At 67.6% G+C, this 23108-nt stretch carries 19 protein-coding genes and 1 tRNA gene; 13 read left to right on the plus strand and 7 right to left on the minus strand.

Annotation, left to right across the window (positions count from 1 at the left end):
- Positions 1 to 8: 8 nt before the first annotated feature.
- Positions 9 to 602: an anthranilate synthase component II gene (locus tag CIK77_RS17905; protein ID WP_212647516.1), complete on the plus strand. Its 594-nt coding sequence runs from the start codon at positions 9 to 11 to the stop codon at positions 600 to 602.
- Complete coding sequence (locus CIK77_RS08235) at positions 595 to 2070, plus strand: anthranilate synthase component I family protein (protein ID WP_212647517.1); 1476 nt, start codon at positions 595 to 597, stop codon at positions 2068 to 2070. Before CIK77_RS17905 ends, CIK77_RS08235 begins: the two co-directional genes overlap by 8 nt.
- Positions 2071 to 2253: 183 nt before the next feature.
- Here the strand turns inward: CIK77_RS08235 and CIK77_RS08240 are convergent, their stop codons facing one another.
- On the minus strand, positions 2254 to 2856 hold the full coding sequence (locus tag CIK77_RS08240; RefSeq protein WP_170934219.1) for a GTP pyrophosphokinase: 603 nt from the start codon (positions 2854 to 2856) through the stop codon (positions 2254 to 2256).
- A gap of 108 nt (positions 2857 to 2964) precedes the next feature.
- Positions 2965 to 4503 carry an L-lactate MFS transporter gene (locus CIK77_RS08245; RefSeq protein ID WP_087056062.1) on the minus strand — a complete coding sequence of 513 codons (1539 nt, stop codon included), beginning with the start codon at positions 4501 to 4503 and terminating at the stop codon, positions 2965 to 2967.
- Positions 4504 to 4704: 201 nt separating this feature from the next.
- Here CIK77_RS08245 and CIK77_RS08250 point away from each other — a divergent pair, with 201 nt between their 5' ends.
- Positions 4705 to 5397, plus strand: a complete 693-nt coding sequence (locus tag CIK77_RS08250) for a spermidine synthase (protein WP_087056063.1) — start codon at positions 4705 to 4707, stop codon at positions 5395 to 5397.
- Between the two features lie 183 nt (positions 5398 to 5580).
- Here the strand turns inward: CIK77_RS08250 and CIK77_RS08255 are convergent.
- From CIK77_RS08255 to CIK77_RS08265, 3 genes are all read right to left on the minus strand, one after another.
- A tRNA-Pro gene (locus CIK77_RS08255) sits at positions 5581 to 5654 on the minus strand.
- Between the two features lie 236 nt (positions 5655 to 5890).
- Positions 5891 to 6814: a metallophosphoesterase gene (locus tag CIK77_RS08260; protein ID WP_087056064.1), complete on the minus strand. Its 924-nt coding sequence runs from the start codon at positions 6812 to 6814 to the stop codon at positions 5891 to 5893.
- A 3-nt stretch (positions 6815 to 6817) separates the two neighbouring features.
- Entirely contained in the window at positions 6818 to 9478 is a 2661-nt protein-coding gene (locus CIK77_RS08265) for a transglycosylase domain-containing protein (protein WP_087056065.1), read from the minus strand.
- A 98-nt stretch (positions 9479 to 9576) separates the two neighbouring features.
- Here CIK77_RS08265 and CIK77_RS08270 point away from each other — a divergent pair, with 98 nt between their 5' ends.
- The 6 genes from CIK77_RS08270 (at position 9577) to CIK77_RS08295 (ending at position 14853) form a co-directional block, all read left to right on the plus strand.
- Positions 9577 to 9798 carry a DUF4177 domain-containing protein gene (locus tag CIK77_RS08270; RefSeq protein WP_087056066.1) on the plus strand — a complete coding sequence of 74 codons (222 nt, stop codon included), beginning with the start codon at positions 9577 to 9579 and terminating at the stop codon, positions 9796 to 9798.
- Positions 9795 to 10262: a RidA family protein gene (locus tag CIK77_RS08275; protein ID WP_087056067.1), complete on the plus strand. Its 468-nt coding sequence runs from the start codon at positions 9795 to 9797 to the stop codon at positions 10260 to 10262. The genes CIK77_RS08270 and CIK77_RS08275 overlap by 4 nt, the downstream gene beginning before the upstream one ends.
- Before the next feature lie 192 nt (positions 10263 to 10454).
- Positions 10455 to 11519 (plus strand): glycosyltransferase family 2 protein, encoded by a 1065-nt coding sequence (locus CIK77_RS08280; protein WP_087056068.1) that lies wholly within the window; start codon positions 10455 to 10457, stop codon positions 11517 to 11519.
- Positions 11520 to 11546: 27 nt separating this feature from the next.
- Positions 11547 to 12620: a nitroreductase family protein gene (locus CIK77_RS08285; protein WP_087056069.1), complete on the plus strand. Its 1074-nt coding sequence runs from the start codon at positions 11547 to 11549 to the stop codon at positions 12618 to 12620.
- Positions 12620 to 13612: a lysylphosphatidylglycerol synthase domain-containing protein gene (locus CIK77_RS08290; protein WP_087056070.1), complete on the plus strand. Its 993-nt coding sequence runs from the start codon at positions 12620 to 12622 to the stop codon at positions 13610 to 13612. Before CIK77_RS08285 ends, CIK77_RS08290 begins: the two co-directional genes overlap by 1 nt.
- The gene (locus CIK77_RS08295) at positions 13609 to 14853 is read left to right on the plus strand and encodes a polysaccharide pyruvyl transferase family protein (protein ID WP_249268692.1); all 1245 of its coding nucleotides are present in this window, start codon (positions 13609 to 13611) and stop codon (positions 14851 to 14853) included. The genes CIK77_RS08290 and CIK77_RS08295 overlap by 4 nt, the downstream gene beginning before the upstream one ends.
- A gap of 28 nt (positions 14854 to 14881) precedes the next feature.
- On the opposite strand, the gene CIK77_RS08300 is transcribed toward CIK77_RS08295, so the two are convergent.
- The gene (locus CIK77_RS08300; RefSeq protein WP_087056071.1) at positions 14882 to 16690 is read right to left on the minus strand and encodes a hypothetical protein; all 1809 of its coding nucleotides are present in this window, start codon (positions 16688 to 16690) and stop codon (positions 14882 to 14884) included.
- A 215-nt stretch (positions 16691 to 16905) separates the two neighbouring features.
- On the opposite strand from CIK77_RS08300, the gene CIK77_RS08305 reads away from it, so the two are divergent.
- Positions 16906 to 18051, plus strand: a complete 1146-nt coding sequence (locus CIK77_RS08305) for a polysaccharide pyruvyl transferase family protein (protein WP_087056072.1) — start codon at positions 16906 to 16908, stop codon at positions 18049 to 18051.
- 252 nt (positions 18052 to 18303) lie between these two features.
- Here the strand turns inward: CIK77_RS08305 and acs are convergent, their stop codons facing one another.
- On the minus strand, positions 18304 to 20274 hold the full coding sequence (gene acs / locus CIK77_RS08310) for an acetate--CoA ligase (protein WP_087056073.1): 1971 nt from the start codon (positions 20272 to 20274) through the stop codon (positions 18304 to 18306).
- 224 nt (positions 20275 to 20498) lie between these two features.
- Between acs and CIK77_RS08315 the strand changes: the two genes are divergently transcribed.
- The 3 genes from CIK77_RS08315 (at position 20499) to CIK77_RS08325 (ending at position 22992) form a co-directional block, all read left to right on the plus strand.
- Entirely contained in the window at positions 20499 to 21530 is a 1032-nt protein-coding gene (locus CIK77_RS08315; RefSeq protein WP_087056074.1) for a TadA family conjugal transfer-associated ATPase, read from the plus strand.
- Positions 21531 to 21769: 239 nt separating this feature from the next.
- Positions 21770 to 22744 carry a type II secretion system F family protein gene (locus CIK77_RS08320; protein ID WP_087056329.1) on the plus strand — a complete coding sequence of 325 codons (975 nt, stop codon included), beginning with the start codon at positions 21770 to 21772 and terminating at the stop codon, positions 22742 to 22744.
- Between the two features lie 74 nt (positions 22745 to 22818).
- The gene (locus CIK77_RS08325; RefSeq protein WP_114347236.1) at positions 22819 to 22992 is read left to right on the plus strand and encodes a DUF4244 domain-containing protein; all 174 of its coding nucleotides are present in this window, start codon (positions 22819 to 22821) and stop codon (positions 22990 to 22992) included.
- Positions 22993 to 23108: the final 116 nt, after the last annotated feature.

Genomic DNA, 23108 nt, shown 5'->3' on the forward strand with positions numbered 1-23108 from the left:
ATGTGAGGATGACCCGATCGCCCGAGCCGCCTCGTGTGCTGCTCGTCGACCACTACGACTCGTACACGGGCAACATCGCGCAGATCCTCTGGGTGCTCACCGGAACCGAGCCGCGCCTGGTGCAGAGCGACCTGGTCGATGCCGCGGAGATCGCTGCGGCCACGCACATCGTGCTCGGGCCGGGGCCGGGCTCGCCCCATCGTGCAGCCGACGTCGGGCACACCCTCGACGTGCTCGACGCCGCGCGCGTGCCCGTGTTCGGCGTGTGCTTCGGCTTCCAGGCGATGACCGTGGCGCTCGGCGGGCGAGTCGAGAAGGCACCGCGGCCCGCGCACGGGCTCGTCGAAGCCGTGACACACGACGGGTCGGCGATGTTCGCCGGCGTCCCCGAGACGTTCGACGCGGTGCGCTACCACTCGCTCGTCGTCGCTGAGCCTGCGCCGCTTCGCATCACGGCGCGCTCGCGCGACGGCCTGCCGATGGCGGGCGAGACCGAAGACCGGCGCTGGACGGGCGTGCAGTTCCATCCGGAGTCGATCGGCACCAGGCACGGCGCCCGCATGATCGAGACCTTCCTCGATGAGAGGACGCCGGATGCCTGAGCAGGTCTGGCGCGCGCTGACGCGTCGCACCCGCGCGCACATCAGCGAGCCCGCCGCGCTGTTCGCGGCACTGTACGGCGACTGCTCGACCGCGGTATGGCTCGACAGCGCCCGCCGCGCATACGGCATGGGCCGCTGGTCGATCATGGGGGCGCCGGAGACGACGCACGACCACGCGCTCGAGGCGACGCCCCGCGGCATCCGGATCGACGGGCGCGAGACGGGCGATGCCGACGTGTGGGGCGCGCTCGCCGCGAGGATCGAAGAGCACCCGGTCGACACGATCGACGACCTGCCGTTCGCGGGTGGCTACATCGGTTACGTCGGGTACGACGCGAAGACGCTCGGCGCGCGGCCGGCACCTGACGAGCCGGCCGCGCAGCTCGTGCATCTCAGCCGATTCGTCGTGCTCGACCATGACACCGACGAGCTGATCGTGGTGGCAGTCGGGCCGGATGAGGACGCTCCGGATGCCGAGACATGGCTCGATGAGACGCTGGCCGTCGCCTGCGGTGCACGGGGGAGCGGGTGCCGTGCAGGTGTCGTGGTCGACGGGGCGTTGAGCGCTTCCCGTGATGGTGCGCCGGACGCAGGTGGTGTCGTCGGCGCAGCCGGGAGCGGTACTGGTGCTGCGCGCGCGTCGGTGACCCGGGAGCAGTACCTGTCCGATCTCGGCGAGGTGAGCACCTGGCTGTATGCGGGCGACTCGTACGAGGCGTGCTACACCTACAACCTGCGGTTCGGGTTCTCCGGCGATGCGTTCGCGGTGTACCGGAAGCTGCGCGAGGCGAATCCTGCGCCGAATGCCGCGTACCTGCGACTGCCGGGGCGCGAGGTGCTGTCGTGCTCGCCCGAGCGGTATCTGCGCGTCGATCCGCAGGGGGCGGCCGAGACCAAACCGATCAAGGGCACGGTGCGGCGCGAAACCGATCCGGATGCCGATGCGCGTGCGGCGAGCGAGTTGGCCGCCGACCCGAAGACGCGCGCCGAGAACCTGATGATCGTCGATCTGCTGCGCAACGATCTCGGCCGCATCGCACAGCCGGGCACGGTGGACGTGCCGACCTTCATGATGGTCGAGTCATATGAGACCGTGCACCAGTTGGTGACGACCGTGCGCGCTCAGCTGCGGCCGCGCAACGCGGCAGGGGTGCGCGCGGCCGAAGCGCTGTTCCCGCCGGGGTCGATGACCGGGGCACCGAAGCGGCGGTCCGTGGAGCTGCTCGACGAGCTCGAGGCCGAGCCTCGCGGTGTGTACTCCGGGGTGCTCGGTGCGTTCTCGCGATGCGGCGCGGTCGACCTGTCGGTGGTGATCCGCACGGCGGTGGTGGCCGACGGCGAGGTCACGATCGGCACGGGCGGCGCGATCACGATCGACAGTCACCCCGAGGCCGAGGCAGAGGAGACGGTCGCCAAAGCCGACGCGCTGCTTCGCGCCTTCGGCGTGGAGCACCCCTTCGTGAGGTGACCCACCGGTCGCCCCGCCTGGGTTCCTACCGGCGGTGCCGGTCTCGGGTCGGGTGGCGGGGCGCCGGTTCCCATGTGCGAGGTTGCGCTACCGCGGCGCGCGAGGCACAGTTCGGCACACGGGAGTGCCTGTGGGCACGGCGGAACGGCAGCAAGCCACACCGGAAGGCCAGCGGCGGTGCGCCTAGCGATCCTCCATCGAGCGCCGGATGTCGTCGAGGTTGCGGTCGGCCTGCTCGAGCAGAGCGGCGGTGAGTGCGAAGCGCCGGTTGATCTCCGGATCCGGTGAGGCGGATTGCGGCTTGTATCGGAAGTCGTGCTCGACCTCGGCCCAGACATGCTCGAGCATGGTGCGGATCTGGATCTCGACCGGGAGCCCGGCCGCGAACGCGTCGAACGGCTCTGCACCGCGCGTGTGGCCCACGAACTGCACACTGCGGTAGCCGAAGCTCTCGTCGCCGAGCAGGTTTCCCTTGTCGATGTACGACTCTTCGACGACCTCGAACACGCGTCTGGTCATCCGCTCCACCCGGGTCAGGTCGCTGCGGAAGAACGCCATGATGCGCAGACCCACCATGTCGTGCACGGGTTTGGCCGGGTCGCGGCGCACCTTCGCTTCGAAGGAACCGCGCTTCTTCACGCGGGCTTCGACGCGGAAGTCGAACACGCCCCACTGCTTCAGCTGCTGGGGAATCTCCAGCTCCATGGCGTCGCGCAGCGCACGATACTCCAGCAGGGAGCGGTCGAAGCCTCGCAGGGCGTCCTTCACCAGCTCCTCTTCATCCATGTGATCCAGCGTATGCGCAGCCACAGACATCCGGTTCGCGAAGCGCCTGCGCGCCATGGTTCCGGTGCGGGAAGTCGCCTGCCGGAACGGCCTCCCGCCCCAGAGGGCTCAGGAGAACAGCTTCAGCGCATTGACGAACGTCAGCAGGATGCCGATGGTGAGCGGGACTCCCACGATCAGCCACGCGAGCCACGAGGGGAAGTGCACGTCGCCGGCGACCTTGACGTGGTGCCCGCTGCCGTCCTTGCTCTCGGTCGAAGCGGCCGACGGCACCCTCGACGGATCGACGTGGTGCCTGCTGTTCACGCTGCGGATCAGCACGTTGCCGACGAGGCCGACCACGAGGATGCCGACCATCGTCAGCAGCGCGGGCTGGTACGCGGCGGCGTGCAGCGTCCCCGGCTCGCCCTGTGTGTCGAGAACGCCGTTGATGATCAGCGGCCCGGCGATTCCGGCGGCCGACCATGCCGTCAGCAGTCGGCCGTGGATCGCACCGACCTGATAGGTGCCGAACAGATCGCGCAGATAGGCGGGCGCCGTGGCGAACCCGCCGCCGTAGAACGAGATCAGGATGCCGGTGACGATGATGAACAGCCAGACCGCAGAACCACCGGTGAACGCCAGCAGCAGGAACAGCACGATGCCGACTGCGAGGAAGAGGTAGTAGACGTTCTTGCGGCCGATGTAGTCGGAGACCGACGACCAGCCGAAGCGTCCGGCCATGTTGCACAGGCTGAGCACGCCGACGAAGCCGGCTGCCGCGGTGGCGCCGACGGCCATCGGGCTGTCGCGGAAGAAGTCCTGGATCATCGGCGCGGCCTGTTCGAGGATTCCGATTCCCGCCGTCACGTTACAGAACAGCGCGATCCACAGCAGCCAGAACTGCGGCGTCCTGATCGCCTGGTTGGCGGAGACGTTCGCGTCGGTCACGATCGCACTGGTCTTCACCGCGGCCGGATCGAAGCCCTTCGGCGTCCATCCGGGAGCAGGGACGCGCACGATCCAGGCGCCGAACAGCATCACCACGAGGTAGACCACGCCGAGCGTGAGGAACAGCTTCATCACGGCGTCGCCGGTGGCGACACCGCTGTTGGTGGCGAAGCCGGAGTCGTACACACCGAGCAGCCACGACGACAACGGGCTGGCGATCATCGCACCGCCGCCGAACCCCATGATGGCCATGCCCGTGGCGAGCCCCGGACGGTCGGGGAACCACTTGATCAGCGTCGACACCGGCGAGATGTACCCGATTCCCAGACCTATGCCGCCGATGACGCCGTATCCGAGATAGACGAGCCAGAGCTGGCCTGTGCCGATGCCCAGCGCGCCGACGAAGAACCCGACGGCCCAGCACAGCGCGGCGGCGATCATGGCGCGGCGGGGGCCGTACTTGTCCACCGAGGTGCCGAAGATGGCCGCGGACAGCCCGAGCATGACGATCGCGATCGAGAAGATGATGCCGACGGCGGTGAGACTGGCGTCGAAGTGCTCCACGAGCGACGCCTTGTACACGCTCGTCGCATACGCCTGGCCGATGCAGAGATGCACGGCGAGCGCCGCGGGGGGTATCAGCCAGCGATTGAACCCCGGCTTGGCGGTGATGGCCTGCAGAGCGGCCGAGCGCCCCGCGATAGTCGTCGTCGACATGCGACTCCTTTGACGCTGATTCATGAACGAACTCGCCGAGTCTAGAAGCAGAGCACCCGGATGAGAGCAGCCACGCGCGGTTCGTCTCATCGATACTGATGTGACAGGGTGCTACGACGGGTGGCGAGGGATCCTCGCCAGCCCGGATCGCGTCAGGCTCGAGCCTCGCCGCTCCGCAATGAGGAAGTACGAGGAGAAGACATGGCTTTGCGATTCGAAGAGATCGACTGGCAGCAGACGGATCAGGGTGAGATCAGCCTGCGCCGGCGCCACGACCTGGTGACTGACTCAGACGTCTACGAGGTGAAGCTGGGCGAAGAGTTCCTGATGTCCAGCCTCTTCACCGCGGCGGAGATCGAGCTGTCGCACCTCGCGCTCGCCGAGATCGATCGACCGCGACTTCGCGTCATGGTGGGCGGGCTGGGCCTCGGATACACGGCGCAGGCAGCGCTCGCAGACCCCAGGGTCGCCGAGGTCACCGTCGTCGAGCTCAACGAACCGGTTCTGGAATGGCACCGTCGGGGGCTCCTTCCGGACGTCGTCGAACTGGGCAGCGATCCGCGCTGCCAGCTGGTCCAGGACGACTTCTTCCGGCTGGCAGCGGCCGAGCCCGAGCGAACATACGATGCCATCCTGCTCGACATCGACCACTCGCCGCACCACGCCCTCAGTCCCACGCACCAGGCGTTCTACACCGCACCGAGCCTCGCCGCGCTGTCCCGTCATCTCACAGACGACGGCGTCTTCGCGCTGTGGTCGGACGACCGACCCGATCAGGTGTTCGAAGCCGTGCTGAGCGAGGTGTTCTCGACCGTTGCTGCCCACGTCGTCGAGTTCGCCAACCCGCTCACCGGTGGCGTCTCGAGCAACACCGTCTATGTTGCGCGGCAATAACGCTCGCCGGGCGCACGAACCTGGCCGAGTTCGAATCTCCCTCCGTCGGGTTCCCGGACGAGAGAAGGAGGCGTGGGAGCTGGGCTCCGTTTTGGCCAGTCGCCCCCGGTAGCTCGGCACCGTTGGCTCCCGGACAGACGAAAGAGCTCTCGGCACGATGTGCCGAGAGCTCTTTCAATAGTGTCGGGGTGACAGGATTTGAACCTGCGACCTCCTCGTCCCGAACGAGGCGCGCTACCAAGCTGCGCCACACCCCGTTGCTTCCGCGGCGAACGCGGCGCAACCCGACTAGTCTAACCGATCCGAAGCCGTGCTTCGAACCGACGCGGGGATCGTGTCCGGCGGCAGCGTTGGCCGGCGTCTCTGCTCCGCCGCTGCCGGCGAATGCTCGGGCGGCCTCGGTGGTGCGGGGCACACCGGCGGGTAAGGCCGATGGTGAGCACCGGGTCGCGGCTGAATCGAGCACCGGCGCGAGACCGGCCGGGGGAGCGTTCTATGCCGGACGCGGGGCCAGCGTGATCAGCGACGCCTCGGGCCGGCAGGCGAAGCGCACCGGCGCGTAGATCGAATGTCCGAGCCCCGCGCTGACGTTCAGCGGCACGGCGCGGCCGGCGTGCGCCCAGGTCGACAGACCCCGCGCCTGCTCGGCGGGCAAGTCGCAGTTGGCCACCAGCGCTCCGTAGAACGGCACGCGCACCTGACCGCCGTGGGTGTGTCCGGCGAACAGCGCGTCGACGCCGGCATCGACGAAGTCGTCGAGCACGCGCTGATACGGCGCGTGTGTCACACCGAGCGTGAGCGGTGCGGCCGGGAGCTCCGCCAGAGCGCCTCGGGCGGCAGCGGTGTCGTCGAGGTCGTGATGTGCGTCGTTCGTGCCGACGAACCGGATGGGGGAGCCCGCCGCCTCGATCGTCGTGGCGGTGTTGTCGAGCGCGGTCCAGCCGACCTCGTCGCTCAGGAACGCGTCGAGCGCTGCCGTGTCGAGCGGGTTCGCGTGCACACGGTGCTTCGACGGGCCCGCGAGGTACTTGAGCGGGTTGCGCGGCGTGGGCGCCCACAGATCGTTCGACCCGTGCACGAACACCCCCGGCGTGCCGGCGAAGGGCGCGAACGCTTCGCGCACGGCCTCGAGTCCATCCGGATGCCCCAGGTTGTCTCCGGTGTTGACCACCAGATCGGGGCGCAACCCGGCCAGGCGCGCGATCCACTCACGCCTGCGGCGCTGCCACGGCGCGAGGTGTGCGTCGGAGACGTGCAGCACCCGGATGGGGCGGCTCCCCGGCTCGAGCACTCGCACGACGTGCGACTTCAGAGTGTAGAGGTGCCGCTCGATTCCGATGCCCCACACTGCGGCCGCAGCCGCGGTCGTGGCAACGGCCGTGAACGCGGTGAGTGCGGTGCGGCCGGCCCCGCTCATCGACTAGTCGTCATCGTCGTTGTTGCCGTTTCCATTGCCGCCGTTGCCGTTGCCGTTGTTGCCATCGTCATCATCATCGTCATCGCCGCCACCGCAGCTCTTCGAGCTGTACTCGATCGTGACGGTGCTGCCGGATGAGACGACGGAGCCGCCGCTCGGGTCGGTGCCTCTGGCACGGTCCTCGTCCAGATCGCCGTTCTTCTTGCAGGAGCCGAGCGATGTGTTGAGACCGGCCGACTGTATCGCGCCTCTCGCATCCGACACGGACATGCCGGATACATCCGGCACCGAGACGCCGTTTCCGTTGCTGGGATGGATCGTCACGATGGAGCCGCTCGGCGCGCTGCCGCCGGGATCGGTGCTGTGCACTGTGCCCTCAGGTTCCGTTCCGGCCACCGAACTGCCGACCCTCGCGTTGAAACCGGCCTCCTCGAGCGCGGCGGTCGCGTCGCCGACGGACATACCCTTCACGTTCGGGATGTCGGCCAGAATGACGCGGGTCAACTCGCTGTCGGGCGACGGGAACGGGTCGCTGCCGAGCTGGGCGTTTGCGGCCCGCTGCGTCTCGCGCGCGATATGGTACCGGATGGACTGCAGGCCGTGCCCGAAGATCGTGTCGTCCCCGGAAGCGTTGCCCGCCCACCCAGCGGTCGCCGCGCGGGTCGACGACTCGACGAGCATGGTCTGCAGGTCCTGGTGGGTACCGGTCTTGCCGATCAGCGGAGTGCCGTCATAGGGGTTGCCGCCGGAGCCGGTTCCGCCGTTCATGACGCCGGCGAGGGCATACGACGCGGTCGCGGCGACCTCGGGTTCGAGCACCTTCTTGCAGTCGTGCTCGGGGAGGGTCATCTCTTTGCCGTCGGGATCGAGCGCCTTCTTGATGGCACGCTGGTCGCAGAGCACGCCGCCGTTGGCGACCGTTCCGTAGGCGGAGGCGAGGTCGATCGGAGCGATCGCTTTGTCGCCGATGACGTTGTTGGGGACGTTCTCCTCGGTGACCTTCTTGCCGTTGCCGAGTGTGACCCCGAGCCGGTCGGCGACCTTGTTGATTCCGCAGATGTCGAGCTGCTCGGCCATCGCCATGAACCCCGTGTTGAGCGAGGCGGATGTGAAGTCCATCGGCGTGCTCACGCGCCCTTGTATTCCGCCGAAGTTGCGCATCTCGGTCTGCTGGATCGCTCCGCAGACGTTCATGTTGAAGGGCCGGCTGGTGCCGTCGATGGACTCTCTCACGGAGCGCCCGCTCTCGAGCCAGTCGAGCAGTGTGAACATCTTGTAGGTCGAACCGGCCGAGAAGCCGTTCGCATGGCCACGGTCGGCGCCCGCTGCGTACACGAGGCTCGTGTAGCCGTCGCCGGATGAGTGGTTCGGGCTGAGGCTGTAGTCGGTGTTCTGCGCCATCGCCAGGATGTCGCCCGTGCGCGGATCGACCGTGACGACCGTCGACCCGAAGTTCATGCCGTCGACGGTCTGCGGTGCGTAGTTGTTGATCGCATCTTCCGCCGCCTGCTGGATGAACGGGTTCAGCGTCGTGTAGATCTTCAGACCGCCTCGGCTGAGCACCTGGCGACGCTCGTCCGCCGACTCGCCGAACGCCTCGTCGTTCAGCACGGTCTGGCGCACGTACTCGCAGAAATACGCCGCGTCGCCCGCCTGCTGACAGCCCTGAGTTCTCGATGTGATGTTGGGCTTGATCTCGGCGTCGTGGTACTTGTCGTGCTGGTCGTCCGTGATCTTTCCGTCTTCGAGCATGCGGTTCAGCACGTAGTTCTGTCGCGACTTCGCGTACCTGTAGCCGTCCTCGGCGGAGTTGACCATCTCACCCTGGATCTCTCGGGTGCCTTCCTTCTTGTCGATGCGCAGCAGGTTCGGGTTCTGCACGACGCCAGCGAGGATCGCGGCCTCGCCGATGGTGATGTCCTTCACGCTCTTTCCGAAGTAGCGCTTCGCCGCGGCCTCGATGCCGTAGGTCTGGCCGCCGAAGTTCGCGAAGTTGAGGTAGCCGAGCAGGATCTGCTCTTTGGTGTACTTCTTCTCGATGGCGATCGCGAAGCGCATCTCCTGGAGCTTGCGCTGGTATCCCTCGGTGCCGCTGGAATCCGTCTGCTCGTTGTAGCAGTCGATGATCGCCGCCTGCTGATCCTCGGATGCCAGGCTGTCGAAGTCATCCGGGAGGTCTTCGCTCGTGCCAGCCTCGCAGCGCTGCACGAGCACGTTCTTGACGAACTGCTGGGTGATCGTCGACGCGCCCTGCGTGCTGCCGCCGCCGGCGTTCTGGAGGAGCGCGCGCGAGGTGCCGATCAGGTCGACGCCGCCGTGGTCGTAGAAGCGGGGGTCCTCACTCGAGAGCACAGCGTCGATGACGACCTGCGGCAGGTCTTCGTACTCGAGCGGGATGCGGTTCTGGTCGTAGAACGTGGCGAGCTCGACGTTCTTGCCCTTGTCGTTCTCGACGTAGATCGTGGTCGGCAGCATCGGCTGGTCGACCTCGAGGTCTGCGGGAATGTTCTCGAACATCGTCATGGCGCCGGATGCGGTGTAGCCGCTGAGCGCGATAGCGGGAGTGACCGTCGCGGTGACGAGCAGCCCGGCCACGGCGCTCAGGCCGACGAGACCGAGAATGCCGCCGACGACACCGCCGAGCGTTCTCTTCGAGTGAGGCATAGGCTGATGGTAATAGCGTTCCCTGTGGAGAATCTGCTTTGCCGGACAGATCCGCATGGAGCGCGCACCGACTTTCTGCACACGACACCGGGAGTGCCATGACCACGTGGGAGTACCTCACGACGCCGCTGCTGATCCACAACACGGCGCAGATTCTGAACAACTGGGGCAAACAGGGCTGGGAGCTCGTGCAGGTCGTGACGGGGCCGGAAGGCGGACTCGTCGCCTATCTGAAGCGGCCCGTCACCGATTCCGGGCCCGCCAACGCGGGGCTTGGCGCCGCTGCCGAGGCCGCCAAGCAGTTCGAGGGCGAGCAGTGAGCGTCTCGGCTCGCCTCGCCGAGCTCGGCATCGACCTGCCGACTGTCGCCGCGCCGGTTGCCGCGTACATTCCGGCCAAGATCCACGGCGACCTGGTCTGGACATCCGGACAGCTGCCGTTCGTCTCGGGCGACCTGCCGGCCACGGGCAAGGTCGGCGACGGGCACGGTCTCGTTCCCGCGCCCGACGCGAAGGACCTCGCCCGAACGTGCGCGCTGAACGCGCTCGCCGCAGCGGCCGCCGCTGTCGGCGACGTCGACCGGATCACCGGTGTGTTCAAAGCGACGGGTTTCGTCGCATCCGACCCCGCCTTCACCGGCCAGCCCGGCGTCATCAACGGAACGAGCGAAGTGCTCGGCGAGATCTTCGGCGACGCCGGCGCACACAGCCGCTCAGCCGTCGGAGTCGCCGCGCTCCCGCTCGATGCGCCGGTGGAGGTCGAGGTCGCCTTCACCTTCGCGTAGGGCGCGTCGCGCCAGGGCGCTGAGCCGCGGCACAATCGCCCGCTCGAGGCACTTTCGACCCGAATACGCCGCGGCTCGGGGATTCTGCCGCGGCTGGGGTGCGGTCGTCGTCGTGATCGCCCGCGGCGACACTAGAATCGTGCACGCGGTGTGAAGATGTGTGCGCCGAACCGTCTACGAAAGAAACCAGCAATGCGTCTGTTCGTTCAGGTCCCCTGTCTCAACGAGGAGCAGACCCTGCCACTCGTGCTCGAGAGCATCCCGAAAGAGATCCCAGGGATCGATGAGATTCACGTCCTGATCATCGACGACGGATCGAGCGACCGCACCGTCGAGGTGGCGCGGTCGTTCGGTGTCGAACACTTCGTGTTCCACACGCGCAACATGGGGCTGGCGCGCTCGTTCCGCGATGGCGTCGACTACGCGCTGCAGCACGGCGCCGACATCGTGGTGAACACGGACGGCGACAACCAGTACCCGCAGGAGCGCATCTCCGACCTGGTGCAGCCCATCGTGCACGGAACCGCCGACATCGTCATCGGCGACCGGCAGACGAAGACGATCTCGCACTTCTCGCCGTTCAAGAAGCTGATGCAGCGCATCGGCAGCCAGGTGGTCAACTTCGCCGGCGGCACGAAGCTGCCGGATGCGGCCAGCGGTTTCCGCGCCTACTCGCGCGAATCGCTGTACCGGCTGAACGTGGTCACCGAGTTCAGCTACTGCATGGAGACGATCATCCAGGCGGGACACAAGCGCATGCGGATCGACAGCGTGGCGGTGACGACGAACCCGAAGACTCGGGAGTCGCGGCTGTTCAAGAACATCTTCCAGCACATGGGGCGCTCCGGCCAGGCCATCATGCGCAGCTACATCATGTTCAAGCCGCACGCGGTGTTCCTGAGTCTCGGGCTGCTGTTCCTGATCCTGGCGCTGATCCCGTTCGTCCGGTACCTCGTGCTGATGTGGATCGGATCGGCCGGCGACCATGTGCAGTCGCTCATCCTCGGCGTCGCGCTGCTCGTCGGCAGTCTGCTGTGCTTCGCGCTGCTGGTGATCTCCGACATGCTGCGAACGAATCGCGCCCTGGTCGAGGAGAGTCTGGAGCGGCTCAGGGCCGTGCAGTACGCTCCGCAGAACCAGATCGACCCGACCGTGCCGTCCGCCGCCGACGCGGTGCGCCACCCGTCGATGAGGGTGACGCCTCCGCACGCAATGCGGGGGATGCACGACGATGGAACCGAAGCCGACCGCGCATAGCGCCGTCAGGATCGAGACGATACAACCGTGCTGAACAAGCTCAAGAAGATCGCGAAAGCACTGCTCGCCATCACCTGGATCCGTCGCGTCTACGAGACGGTGAACCGGATCTTCCTCGAGGTGTTCGGGGGAAGCCGCGTGCTCACGCACCTGGTCTACTTCGTCAGCTTCATCACCTTCAACCGCGAGCAGGCCGCAGTGCTTCGGGGGCGGCGGAACTACTACCGCAACAAGAACCGCGAACGCATCACCCATGTCGAGCTGCGTCGCAACATCCACAGGCTCGAGAAGGGCCTGATCATGCGTCCGCGGCGCGACGTCTTCGCCCGCGACTACATCACCGAGACCATCGAGTTCTACGAGCAGGCGGCGGAACAGTGCCGCACGGCTCCCGGCACGATGGACCAGAGCGAGATGGACTGGGCCCACGACGTGCTCACCGAGTACTTCCGAGTGTCGGCCTCTGGTGACGACGCGGTCGATGCCGCGCGTGCGCGCTTCGACAGCGCAGAGTACGACGCGGAGCCGACGGGGAAGATCCCGTACGTGAAGCAGCAGCTCTCCGATATCGACTACGACGCGTTCGAGGCGCTCGTCACACAGCGCCGCAGCGTGCGCTGGTACGAGGACCGTGAGATTCCGCGTGAGCTGATCGACAAGGCGCTGCTGCTGGCCAGGCAGGCGCCGAGCGCGTGCAACAGGCTTCCGTACGAGTTCCGGATCTTCGACTCTCCCGAGATGGTCCGCACCGTTTCCGACATCCCGTTCGGCACCGCCGGATACGGTCACAACATCCCGGCCGTCGCGGTCGTGGTGGGGAAGCTGGAGTCGTACTTCAGCCCGCGCGACCGCCACGCCGTGTACGTCGACGGTTCGCTCGCCGCCATGCAGTTCATGCTCGGTCTCGAGACCATGGGGCTGAGCTCCAGTGTGATCAACTGGCCGGACTTCGAACCGCTCGAGCGCAAGATGCAGAAGACGCTCGGCCTCGACTTGACCGATCGCGTCGTCATGCTGATCGCCTTCGGCTACGCCCATCCAGAGGGGATGGTGCCGCACTCGAAGAAGAAGGAGCTCGACACCTTCCGCCGCTACAACTGATGTCTGAGGAATCGACGGGCGCCGAACCACCGCGCAAGCGGCGCTCCGTGAAGAAGCAGGTGCTGCGCTGGGCGATCACGATCGTCGTCGTCGGCGTCGTCGGGTACTTCTTCTCCCGGTCGCTGATCGAGAACTGGCAGGAGCTGCAGGCGAACCCTGTCGACTTCGATTGGCGCTGGATCGTCGCAACTGTCGCGTTCGCACTCGCCGTTCCGCTGACCGGGCTGCTGTGGGCACGCATCATCCGCGTCTGCGACACCGATGCCAGGATCAGCGCGGTCGAAGCTGTGGCAGTGCAGTGCCTGTCATGGGTGCTGAAGTACATCCCCGGTCAGGTCGGTTCGGTCGCGAACAAGGTGCTGTGGGCGAAGAAGAAGGGCATCAGTCGCACGCTCGTCGTCATCAGCTTCATCTACGAGAACGTCTTCCTGCAGCTGGCCTCGATCGTACCCGCCGTCGTCATCCTGTTCCTCAGCCTCGGTCCGCAGATATTCGGCGCCAACGTCACCACTCTCGTGATGCCGCTGCTCGTGCTGATCCCCCTGGCACTGGTGATGTATCGGCCGTTGTTCCACGGCATCCTGAGCCGGGTGGCCAAGCGGGCGCTGAAACAGGATGTGCCCCGCGAGTACTTCCTCAGCAGCTGGCAGTCGCTGCGGTCGGCTGTGGAGTTCCTGGGGCCGCGCATCCTGAACGGCGTCGGCTTCGTGCTGATCGCCGTGACGGTGTCGGATGTCGGCCCCGAGATGTGGCTGCCGTTCGCCGCCGCCTATGTGCTGGCAGGGGCCATCGGCATCCTGGCGATCTTCGTGCCCAGTGGCATCGGCGTGCGCGAAGCCATCATCGTGCTGGTCCTCAGCCAGTACATCCCCGTTGCGCAGGCGATTGTGATCAGCCTGATCGCTCGTCTGCTGTCCACCGTCGGTGATCTCGGCGTCGCCGCCGTGTACCTGATCACCCGCCGGACCATTCCGAAGGAGATCCGTCCGTGACTGACCAGCCCTCCCCGCACATCACCATCATCGGATCGGCGCTCTCCGGCAACAAGGGCGCCTCTGCGATGCTGGAGAGCGCCATCCAGACCTTGAACGCACGGCTCGACAACCCGCGGTTCACGCTGTTCAGCATGTACCCGCGAGAGGATCGCGCGCAGAACCACTACGACAACCTCGACATCGTCGCTGCGAACCCGAAGCAGCTCGGGGTCACGATCAACCTGCTCGCGCTGGGGCATCGACTGCTGCCGTTCCTGCGTCCGCTGCTGCGCAAGCGCTCCAAGGCGATCCGGGCGCTCACATCCAGCCAGGTGCTGCTCGATCAGGGCGGCATCACCTTCACCGACGGCCGCGAGAAGTTCCTGCTCTACAACGTCGCGTCCATCCTGCCGGCGCTGAACACCTCGACTCCGGTGTTCAAATGCGCGCAGGCGGTCGGGCCGTTCACGAACCCGGTGAACAGGTTCGTCTCGAAGGTCTTCCTGCCCAAGGTCCGCACGCTCGTTACCCGCGGCCGGATCACCCACGAACTCGCCGAGGGGCTCGGACTGAAGAACCTGCACGCCGGCGCCGACTACGCCTTCTCGCTGGAGATGGACGGCACCGAGGCCGAGCAGGTCGCCGAGCATGTCGATCTGACGTTCTTCGACGATGGCGACGTGGTCGGCGTATGCCCGAGCGTGGTGCTGCAGAAGAAGGTCGAAGCGCGCGGAGGGGACTACATCAGCCAGATCGTCTCCTTCATCGCGCATCTGCGTGCGCAGGGCAAGAAGGTGGTTCTGGTGCCGCACAGCGTGCGCACCGGAACGCACAAGGCGCACAACAACGACCTGCCGCTGTGCGTGGAGATCGACTCGCGGCTCGCTCACGGCGAAGACCTGCTCTTCATCGACCGCGAACTGAGCTCGCAGCAGCTGCGGTACCTCATCGGTCGCTGCGACCTCTTCGTCGCCAGCCGTTTCCACGCCATGGTGTCGTCGCTGGCGATGGCCGTGCCGACGCTGGTGATCGGCTGGAGCCACAAGTACCGCGAAGTGCTGGAGATGTTCGAGCTCGAGGAATGGGCATTCGGCCACGACAAGCTCAACCCGGCCCATCTTCAGCAGCGCTTCGCCGAACTCGACGCGCAGCGTGGTGCCGTGCAGGCGAAGCTCGACGCTCATCTGCCCGAGGTCAAGCAGCGCTCTCTCGCGCAGGCCGACCTCATCGCCGACATCGTCCGCGCCCCTCGCGGGTAGCGCGAGGCGGCGACCCCGCGGACCGGCGCTACTTCAGCAGCCCGGCGTCATCGAGCTCGGTCTGCAACTCTCCGGGAAGCACCCACAGGCTGTAGTTGTAGTCCGGGTCGGCGTCGTATGCGCGCGCCCCGAAGGCGTCGGCTTCTGGCCAGTCCTCGCACGAGACGACGAGGTCGGATTCGAATCGCTCGCCGACCCGACGATCGACGATCTCGACGACGCGTGGCGAGAGCCAGAAGGGGAGCCAGTTGATCGCATCCGATCTACCCGGTGCCCGGCAGGCGATATCGAAGTCGATCCGGGCACGGTCTGGGCCGAGCGCCACGGACTCGATTTGCTCGACCGCACCTGTGGTGTTTGCTGGGTAAGGTCGAGTCATATTCGGGTTCGCGAGGAGAGCGAGAGCGCATGAGAGGGCGAGCAGACAGGTGGCCAATGTCCGTGGACGGTTACGCAGCACGACGTACGCACCGAGACAGACGAACACAAACGTCGTTGCCCACACCCAGAATCGGGCATCGTTGGTGAACGTCGGCGTCAGCGGGAGAACGAATGGGGCATCGGGGAACAGGAAGCGCCATGGAAGAATCGCCGGGTTCGACGCCGAGTACCAACCCCAGAGCGGAACGTTCCGAGCGACCCCCAGAACGACCGCGGCTGCCCCGGCTGCGAAGACGCCGACGGCGGTCGCGACCACGCTCCAACGAAGTCCGCGGACCAGTGCTGCGAGCGCGACGAGTACGACGATCGCCGCTACCGGGTCGATGTACCGGGAGTAGGTCCACGCGTCCAGCCGCACCCACCCGACGACGCGCAGCAGGACGTCCGGTCGCGTCCACCAGATCGCACTGACCAGTACGGCCGACAGGATCATTCCGAACATGAAAGTACCGGTACCGAGCCGACGCTCGCGCAGTTCGCGTATCGTCCAGACGACCACGACCACGCTCCCGACCGCGAACAGCCCCGCGGTACCGACGACCTGCACCCAGGTCTGGTTGAGGAAGACCTTCAGAAAGATCGAAGCGTCGAAGTTGTCGAGCGTGTTCTGAAGAGTTGCGTCCTTGCCGTAACCGTTGAGCAACACACGCTCCGCAACGTATTGAGCGAAGCGATCGGCGGCCACATATGCGCAGAAGAGCAGCGCGAGACCGAGCAGGGCCAAGCGCCATCGCCGCAGGGCGAACCCGAGCAACCAGATCCCCGCCGTCGCCACCAGTGCGATCGTGCGCGGGTGTGTCACGTATGCCGCGCCGATCGCCGCGACGAACAGCACCACGCGCCACCACGACGGCCGTTGCCACAGCGCGAAGGCGGCGAGCACGACCCACGCGACGAAGAACGCGATCGCCTGCTCGCTGAGGGCATATTCGGCAAAGGCGCTCCGCGCGGGCAGAATCATCACGATCGAGGAGATCGTGATGCTCTGCGGCCAGGTCAACCTTAGGCGGCGGCCGAGCAGAGCCAGTGGCACGATCGTCGCGACGCCGATCACGTTGCTCACGGTGAGTGCGGCGGCGTACACCGTCGCGGCGTCGTGAGTGAACCACCAGATGGGCGCCAGGACGACTGCCCAGCCCGGGTAGTAGCCGCTGCCGGCGAGTTGGGTCACGTTGTCGTCGCCGGAGATGAGACGGGCCATCTGCAACAGGTGGTTCTCGTCATAGCCGGTGCGCGGCGCGATCGCCGACTGCGCGATGTACCAGTACAGAATGATCGTGGCGACCGGGCCGACAACAGCCAGCACCCGCCAGACCCAGCTTCCGCGGCCCTCTGTCCGTTCGTGCGGCTCGCTCGCTTGACGCAGCGATGTCGGCATGACGATGGTCGTGGTCAAGTGAACTCCTGCAGGGTGCGCGGCGACCAAAAGTGTAGCGTCTTAACTGTCGCACAGCGGTAGGGGACGCGCCCTGCGTGCAATGCGATGAAGAATTTCGGGATCGTGCGGCGATTCACGGTCTTCGCCGAATCTCGATATCGTGGTTGCGCGTCGGATGCGGATCGGCGTGCGTCGGCGGGGAGACGGCAGTTCAACTAGTGAAGGGCCCTGGAATGGCGCTGTTCCGATCTCGTACCCGTACTGACCCCGCACCTCGCGTCGGTCGTACGCGGTACCTCGTCTCGACCTCCGGCCACCCCAATTACGGCGACGAACTGATCACCAGAGCCTGGCTCGATTTCTTGGCTGAGCGCGAACCTGAATCCGTGGTCTGGTTGGACTGCCCGCATCCGGGTCGTTCGGCACATCTGTTCGCCGACACCCATCCAAACCTGCGCACCACCAGCACGCTCTGGGAGCTCGCCATGGGCAGCGAGACGCACGATCCGGTGGCCGATGCCGCCAGGATCGCGCGACTGGTGCGCGACCTCGGGTCGCCTCGCTTCGACGAGGGACTGTTGACGCTGCGTGGTGCAGACTCCCTCCACCTTCTCGGCGGCGGATACGTCAACTCGATGTGGCACGACAACCTGGGCCTCGTCTCCGCTGCGGCCGAGATCCGTCGTGCCTTCGATGTGCCGGTCTTCGCGACCGGGCAGGGGCTGATGCCGCTCGACGACGCCCACAGGGGCTGGCTGACTGACCAGTTCGCGACCTTCTCTCACGTCGAGGCGCGTGACGAACCCAGCGCCGAGATCACGAAGACGCATCGGGAGAACGACGATGCCTTCCTCGCGCTCGCACTGCCGCGGCCGGTGTTCGCAGAAGACGACGCACCGGAACGGATGGTGTTGGTGCAGGGCGATCTGCTCGCCTGGAGCGATGAGGAGGCGACCGAGTCGATCCGCAGCTTCGCCGGCGCCAGCGGCGCCGCCGAGGTGGGTTTCGCCGAGGCGATTCCGCCGGACGACCTGCGTTACGCGAATCTGATGCCCGACGCTCGTGCCTATTCATTCGGGCAGCTCTGGCATGACGGTCTGCCGGCGCGTGCCGGACAGCGCTGGCTGACGACGCGGTTCCATGCGCATCTGCTCGCTGCGGCCGCGGGGGCGGCGGGCACCGTCATCGCCGGACAGCCCGGGTACTACGACGTGAAGCACGCGTCGCTGCTGGAGCTCGGCACGGGCTGGAACGTGGTTCCTGCCGGAACCGACCTGTCTTCGCCGGAGGCGAGGCCGACGGTCGACCCTGCTTTCCCGAAGAAGGTCAAGCAGCTCGCCGCGCGGAAGAAGGCCCTGGCCGACCGACTCTACGAGTGAGTCGCTGAGGCCGAGGTCGAGGTCGCCTTCCCGTAGTCCGCGCCGAGCCAGGGCGCTGAGCTGCGGCATAGTCGCCCGTTCGCGGCACAATCGACCCCAGAACGCCGCGGCTCGAGGATCATGCCGCGGCTGGGCGCGCGCGATGCCGAGGCGCGACGTGCCCGGCTCCTGATCATCCGGAGCCGTCACGGCATCCGGCACCGACGCGAGAGGGCGGCCCCGGATCATCCGGGGCCGCCCTCTGCCGCCGTGCTACTTGACCTGCGCGCTGATGATGCTCATCACCGAGGTGTCGGCCAGGGTCTGCGTGTCGCCGACCTCGCGGCCCTCTGCGACGTCGCGCAGCAGGCGCCGCATGATCTTGCCAGAGCGGGTCTTCGGCAGCTCGCCGACGATGTAGACGTCGCGCGGGCGGGCGATCGGGCCGATCTGCGTACCGACCCACGTGCGCAGCTCATCCGCGAGTCCCGCCGCGGAATGGTCGCGCAGGAAGCTCTCCTTGAGGATCACGAAGGCCACCACCGCCTGGCCGGTCGTCTCATCGCTGGCACCGACCACCGCAGCCTCCGCCGTCGCCTCGTGGGCGACGAGGCTCGATTCGATCTCGGCGGTCGAGAGGCGGTGGCCAGACACGTTCATGACGTCGTCGACGCGGCCGAGCAGCCACACGTCACCATCCTCGTCGAGGCGCGCGCCGTCACCGGCGAAGTAGTAGCCCTTGTCCTGGAACATGCGCCAGTAGGTGTCGACGAAGCGATCCGGGTCGCCCCAGATGCCGCGCAGCATGCTCGGCCACGGCTCGGTGACCACCAGCAGGCCGCCGTTGCCGTTGTCGACCGACTCGCCCTGCTCATCGACGACGGTCGACGCGATGCCGGGGAGCGCGACCTGCGCGGAACCCGGCTTGGTCTCCGTGACGCCCGGCAACGGCGAGATCATGATCGCGCCGGTCTCCGTCTGCCACCACGTGTCGACGATCGGGGCGGTGCCGGCGCCGACGACGTCGCGGTACCACATCCACGCCTCGGGGTTGATGGGCTCGCCCACCGACCCGAGCACCCTCAGGCTCGACAGATCGCGGCCCTGAGGAATCTCGCGCCCCTGCTTCATGAAGCCCCGGATGGCGGTGGGCGCCGTGTAGAAGATGGACACGCGGTACTTCTCGATGAGATCCCACCAGCGGCCCGGCTCGGGGAACTCGGGGGTGCCCTCGTACAGCACCTGCGTGGCGCCGTTGGCGAGCGGCCCGTAGAGCGCGTAGGTGTGGCCGGTGATCCAGCCGATATCGGCGGTGCACCAGTACACGTCGGTCTCCGGATGCAGGTCGAAGACGTTGCGGTGCGTGAACGCGGCCTGGGTGAGATAGCCGCCTGAGGTGTGCAGGATGCCCTTCGGATTTCCGGTGGTTCCTGAGGTGTACAGGATGAACAGCGGCGTCTCCGAGGAGAAGGCGCGGGCCTCATGCTCGCCCGATGCCTGCGGCACGACGTCGTGGTACCAGATGTCGCGCCCGTCGACCCAGTCGACTTCGTTCTCGCCGCGGCGCACGACGAGCACATGCTCGACCGTCGCCTGCTCACCGGAACCGTCGCGGTCGGAGAGCGCCTGGTCGACCGCTGGCTTGAGCGAGGAGACCTTGCCCTTGCGCCAGCCGCCGTCGGCTGTGACGACGAGTTTCGCTCCTGCGTCGTCGATGCGGGCGCGAAGGCTGTCGGCGCTGAAGCCGCCGAACACGACGGAGTGGATCGCGCCGACGCGGGCGACGGCGAGCATCGCGGCGACGGCCTCGGGGATCATCGGCATGTAGATCGCGACGCGGTCGCCCTCGCCGACACCCAGATCGGCGAGCACGTTCGCCAGCCGCTTCACCTCGTCGGTGAGATCCGCGTACGTGAGGGTGCGGGTGTCGCCCGGCTCGCCCTCGAAGTGGAATGCGACGCGGTCGCCGCGGCCCGCTTCCACATGGCGGTCGAGGCAGTTGTATGCGACGTTCAGCTCGCCATCGGCGAACCAGCGCGCGAACGGCGGGTTCGACCAGTCGAGCACCTCGGTGAACGGCTTCTGCCAGGTGATGATCTCGCGCGACTGCTCCGCCCAGAACGCCTCACGGTCGGCGTTCGCCCGGTCGTACAGCTCTGGCTGTGCGATCGCGTTCGCGGCGAACTCCGCACTCGGCGGAAAGACACGGTTCTCGTTCAGAAGGTGGTCGATCTGACTGCTCATGTAGCGCGCTCCTTCGCGGGCCCGGTGCATCCGGATGTCGGTGCGTGCGCAATCGCACGGTGTGGGTACTCATCGAATCTATGCCCGCAGGCGGGGTCGTTTCCACCCCCGAAAGACGGGGGTCCGGTCGATCGTGTCGCTCACAGGGGCGTGCCGTCGGCGTGTCGTCGGATCGGCCTGTGGACAGCGGCCCGCGTCTGCCCGGTCGTTCATAGCGTCGGAGCATGAGCCAACCGTTCGTCGTGCAGCCGCGGCAGGGTCGAGAACCCGTCGAGCCGCCTGCGCGAGTGCGCACCGGTGAGCCCCGCGCCGTGATCGAGATGCCGAAGGACGTCTTCGGGCCGCTTGCCCCATTTCTCTCCGCGCCTGGTGTGTCCGATGCCTTCGTCAACGGTGCCAGCGGCCTGTACGTCGACCGCGGCTCGGGTGCGGAGCGTGCCGTCGGATGGCGAGCCTCGGAGCGCGAGGTGCGCGATCTGGCCGTGCGGCTGATCGCACGGGGCGGCCGGCACATCGACGACGCGACGCCGTGCGTCGACGTGCGGCTTCCCGGCGGCGTACGCGTGCACGCGGTGCTGCCGCCGGTGGCGAAGGGCGGCACGGCGCTCTCCATCCGGATTCCGACTGTGTCAGGAGCCGACCTCGTCGAGCTCGCTGACGGAGGAACCTTCGACGAGACCGTGAAGGTGTGGCTGGTGCGGATGATCGATGCGCGCGAGAACGTGCTCGTCACGGGCGCGACCGGCTCTGGCAAGACGACGCTGCTCGGCGCGCTGCTGGCGCATGTGCCGCATTCGGAGCGGATCGTGACGATCGAAGACGTCGCGGAGCTGCGTGTGCCGCACCCCCATCACGTGGCGCTGGAGGCCAGGCAGCCGAACCTCGAGGGGGCGGGAGGCGTCGGGCTGCCCCGGCTCGTGCGCGAGTCGCTGCGGATGCGGCCCGACCGGATCGTCGTCGGCGAGTGCCGCGGTGAAGAGGTGCGCGAACTGCTGACCGCGCTGAACACCGGGCACGACGGGGGAGCGGGAACCCTGCACGCGAGCGGCCTGGCTGACGTGCCGGCACGGCTCGAGGCACTCGGCGCACTCGCCGGCATGGACGACCACGCCGTCGCCCGCCAGGTCACCAGCGCGATCTCGTGGGTGCTGCACCTGGAGCGCGACGGCGGCGGTCGCAGGCATCTGGCGAGCGTCGGCCGCTTCGGCGCGGCCGGAGGGCGGCTCACGATCGAGGAGGTGCGGCCATGGACGTGAACAGGGCGCGGCGCGGGCGCCGGCATGGTCGGTCGCGCACGTCGTCAGAGAGATCGTCAGCACCCGGCTCGAGCGAGGACCGAGCAGCCGGTGATGAGGAGCGCGGTGCCGCACCGGGCGGTCGTCCCCGGCGAGGCGGGCGCATCCGGTCCGCCCGGCGCAACCGCACCGGCGGGGGAGAAGGGCGAAGGAACGACGGTGCAGACGGGAGGTCGCGCGAGGCCGGCACTGCTCGTGACGTGCCGGGCAGCGTGCTGCGGCTGTCGGCGCTGCTGGAGGCCGGTGCGGTGCCGCACGCCGCGTGGCGCCACCTGGCAGAGTCGGGAGACGCCGCGGCGCAGCGGATCGCCGACCGCACCGATCGGGGAGCCGCCGTCGCAGAGGCGATCGGCGGCGAGGCCGTCGCCCCGGTGCGACGACGATGGGGCAGACGCGCAGCCGCCGAGCGCGACAGGGCCGCGGCGTGGCGCGACATCGCCGCCGCGTGGGAGATCGCCGCCACAGTAGGCGCCCCGCTCGCCGAGTCTCTGCGCGGAATGTCGCGCGCGCTGCGTGATGCGCAGGAGACGCTCGACGACGTGCGCGTCGCGATGGCCGAGCCGACGCAAACGGCTCGCCTGATGAGCGTGCTGCCGTTCGTGGGGGTGATCATCGCCCTCGCGCTCGGCTTCGACATGATCGGCGTGCTCACCACACCGGGTGCGGGGCTGGCGTGCCTGGTCGCGGGGCTCGCGATGATCGCAGGCGGTCGGCTGTGGACGTCCGGTCTCATCCGCGCCGCCAGACCGACGCCGGGAACGCCGGGGCTGCACGCAGAGCTCACCGCCATCGCCCTCGGCGGCGGGGTGTCGCTCGACCGAGCCCGCGCCCTGGTCGCGGGGGCGACCGGTGCGGGGGCGCACGCTTCGTCGGCGCATTCCGAGGCGTCGGCTGACGCAGGATCCGCGACGCACGGCGGGGCCTCGGCGGACGACGAGGTGGAGCGCGTGCTCGACCTGTCGCGCCGCGCGGGGATTCCCGCGATCGACCTGCTGCGCGCGACGGCTGAGCAGCAGCGCAGCACCGCGCGGACCGACGGGCGGGTGCGCGCGGCTCGTCTCGGCACCCGCCTGCTGCTGCCGCTCGGTGCGTGCACGCTGCCCGCGTTCCTCTGCCTCGGCGTCGTGCCGATGCTCCTCGCCGTACTGCAGACCACCTCTCTTCCCGACCTGTGACGTCCGGGATCGCATGTCCACCCCGCGACTGGTTTCTACGGCCGGCCGCATCACCAGAGAAGAAGGAGAACACCATGAACACCGCAACCGAACTGCTCCGCGATGAAGAAGGAGCCTCGACCGCTGAGTACGCGATCGTGACGCTCGCTGCCGTTGCGTTGGCCGGGCTGCTCGTCGCCGTGCTGAGATCCGACGGCGTGCGCAGCATGCTCAGCGACATCATCGAACGCGCGCTGAGCTCGGCATGATGCGGTCGCGTCGTCGGGCGCTCGAGCTGCCCGTCGGCGGTGCCCACGGGTGCCCCAGCGCCGCGTCGGGCGGGGCCCCTCGCGACTTGCGACGCCGCGGCGCCATGGCGCGGGCC

Source organism: Microbacterium sp. JB110 (assembly GCF_003335195.1).
GTDB lineage: Bacteria > Actinomycetota > Actinomycetes > Actinomycetales > Microbacteriaceae > Microbacterium.

What these genes read in the sequence shown, in the direction of transcription:
- CIK77_RS17905 (WP_212647516.1), top strand. Translation starts at nt 9, where the DNA reads ATGACCCGATCGCCCGAGCCGCCTCGTGTGCTGCTCGTCGACCACTAC.
- CIK77_RS08235 (WP_212647517.1), top strand. Translation starts at nt 595, where the DNA reads ATGCCTGAGCAGGTCTGGCGCGCGCTGACGCGTCGCACCCGCGCGCAC.
- CIK77_RS08240 (WP_170934219.1), bottom strand. Translation starts at nt 2,856, where the DNA reads ATGGATGAAGAGGAGCTGGTGAAGGACGCCCTGCGAGGCTTCGACCGC.
- CIK77_RS08245 (WP_087056062.1), bottom strand. Translation starts at nt 4,503, where the DNA reads ATGTCGACGACGACTATCGCGGGGCGCTCGGCCGCTCTGCAGGCCATC.
- CIK77_RS08250 (WP_087056063.1), top strand. Translation starts at nt 4,705, where the DNA reads ATGGCTTTGCGATTCGAAGAGATCGACTGGCAGCAGACGGATCAGGGT.
- CIK77_RS08260 (WP_087056064.1), bottom strand. Translation starts at nt 6,814, where the DNA reads ATGAGCGGGGCCGGCCGCACCGCACTCACCGCGTTCACGGCCGTTGCC.
- CIK77_RS08265 (WP_087056065.1), bottom strand. Translation starts at nt 9,478, where the DNA reads ATGCCTCACTCGAAGAGAACGCTCGGCGGTGTCGTCGGCGGCATTCTC.
- CIK77_RS08270 (WP_087056066.1), top strand. Translation starts at nt 9,577, where the DNA reads ATGACCACGTGGGAGTACCTCACGACGCCGCTGCTGATCCACAACACG.
- CIK77_RS08280 (WP_087056068.1), top strand. Translation starts at nt 10,455, where the DNA reads ATGCGTCTGTTCGTTCAGGTCCCCTGTCTCAACGAGGAGCAGACCCTG.
- CIK77_RS08290 (WP_087056070.1), top strand. Translation starts at nt 12,620, where the DNA reads ATGTCTGAGGAATCGACGGGCGCCGAACCACCGCGCAAGCGGCGCTCC.
- CIK77_RS08305 (WP_087056072.1), top strand. Translation starts at nt 16,906, where the DNA reads ATGGCGCTGTTCCGATCTCGTACCCGTACTGACCCCGCACCTCGCGTC.
- acs (WP_087056073.1), bottom strand. Translation starts at nt 20,274, where the DNA reads ATGAGCAGTCAGATCGACCACCTTCTGAACGAGAACCGTGTCTTTCCG.
- CIK77_RS08315 (WP_087056074.1), top strand. Translation starts at nt 20,499, where the DNA reads ATGAGCCAACCGTTCGTCGTGCAGCCGCGGCAGGGTCGAGAACCCGTC.
- CIK77_RS08325 (WP_114347236.1), top strand. Translation starts at nt 22,819, where the DNA reads ATGAACACCGCAACCGAACTGCTCCGCGATGAAGAAGGAGCCTCGACC.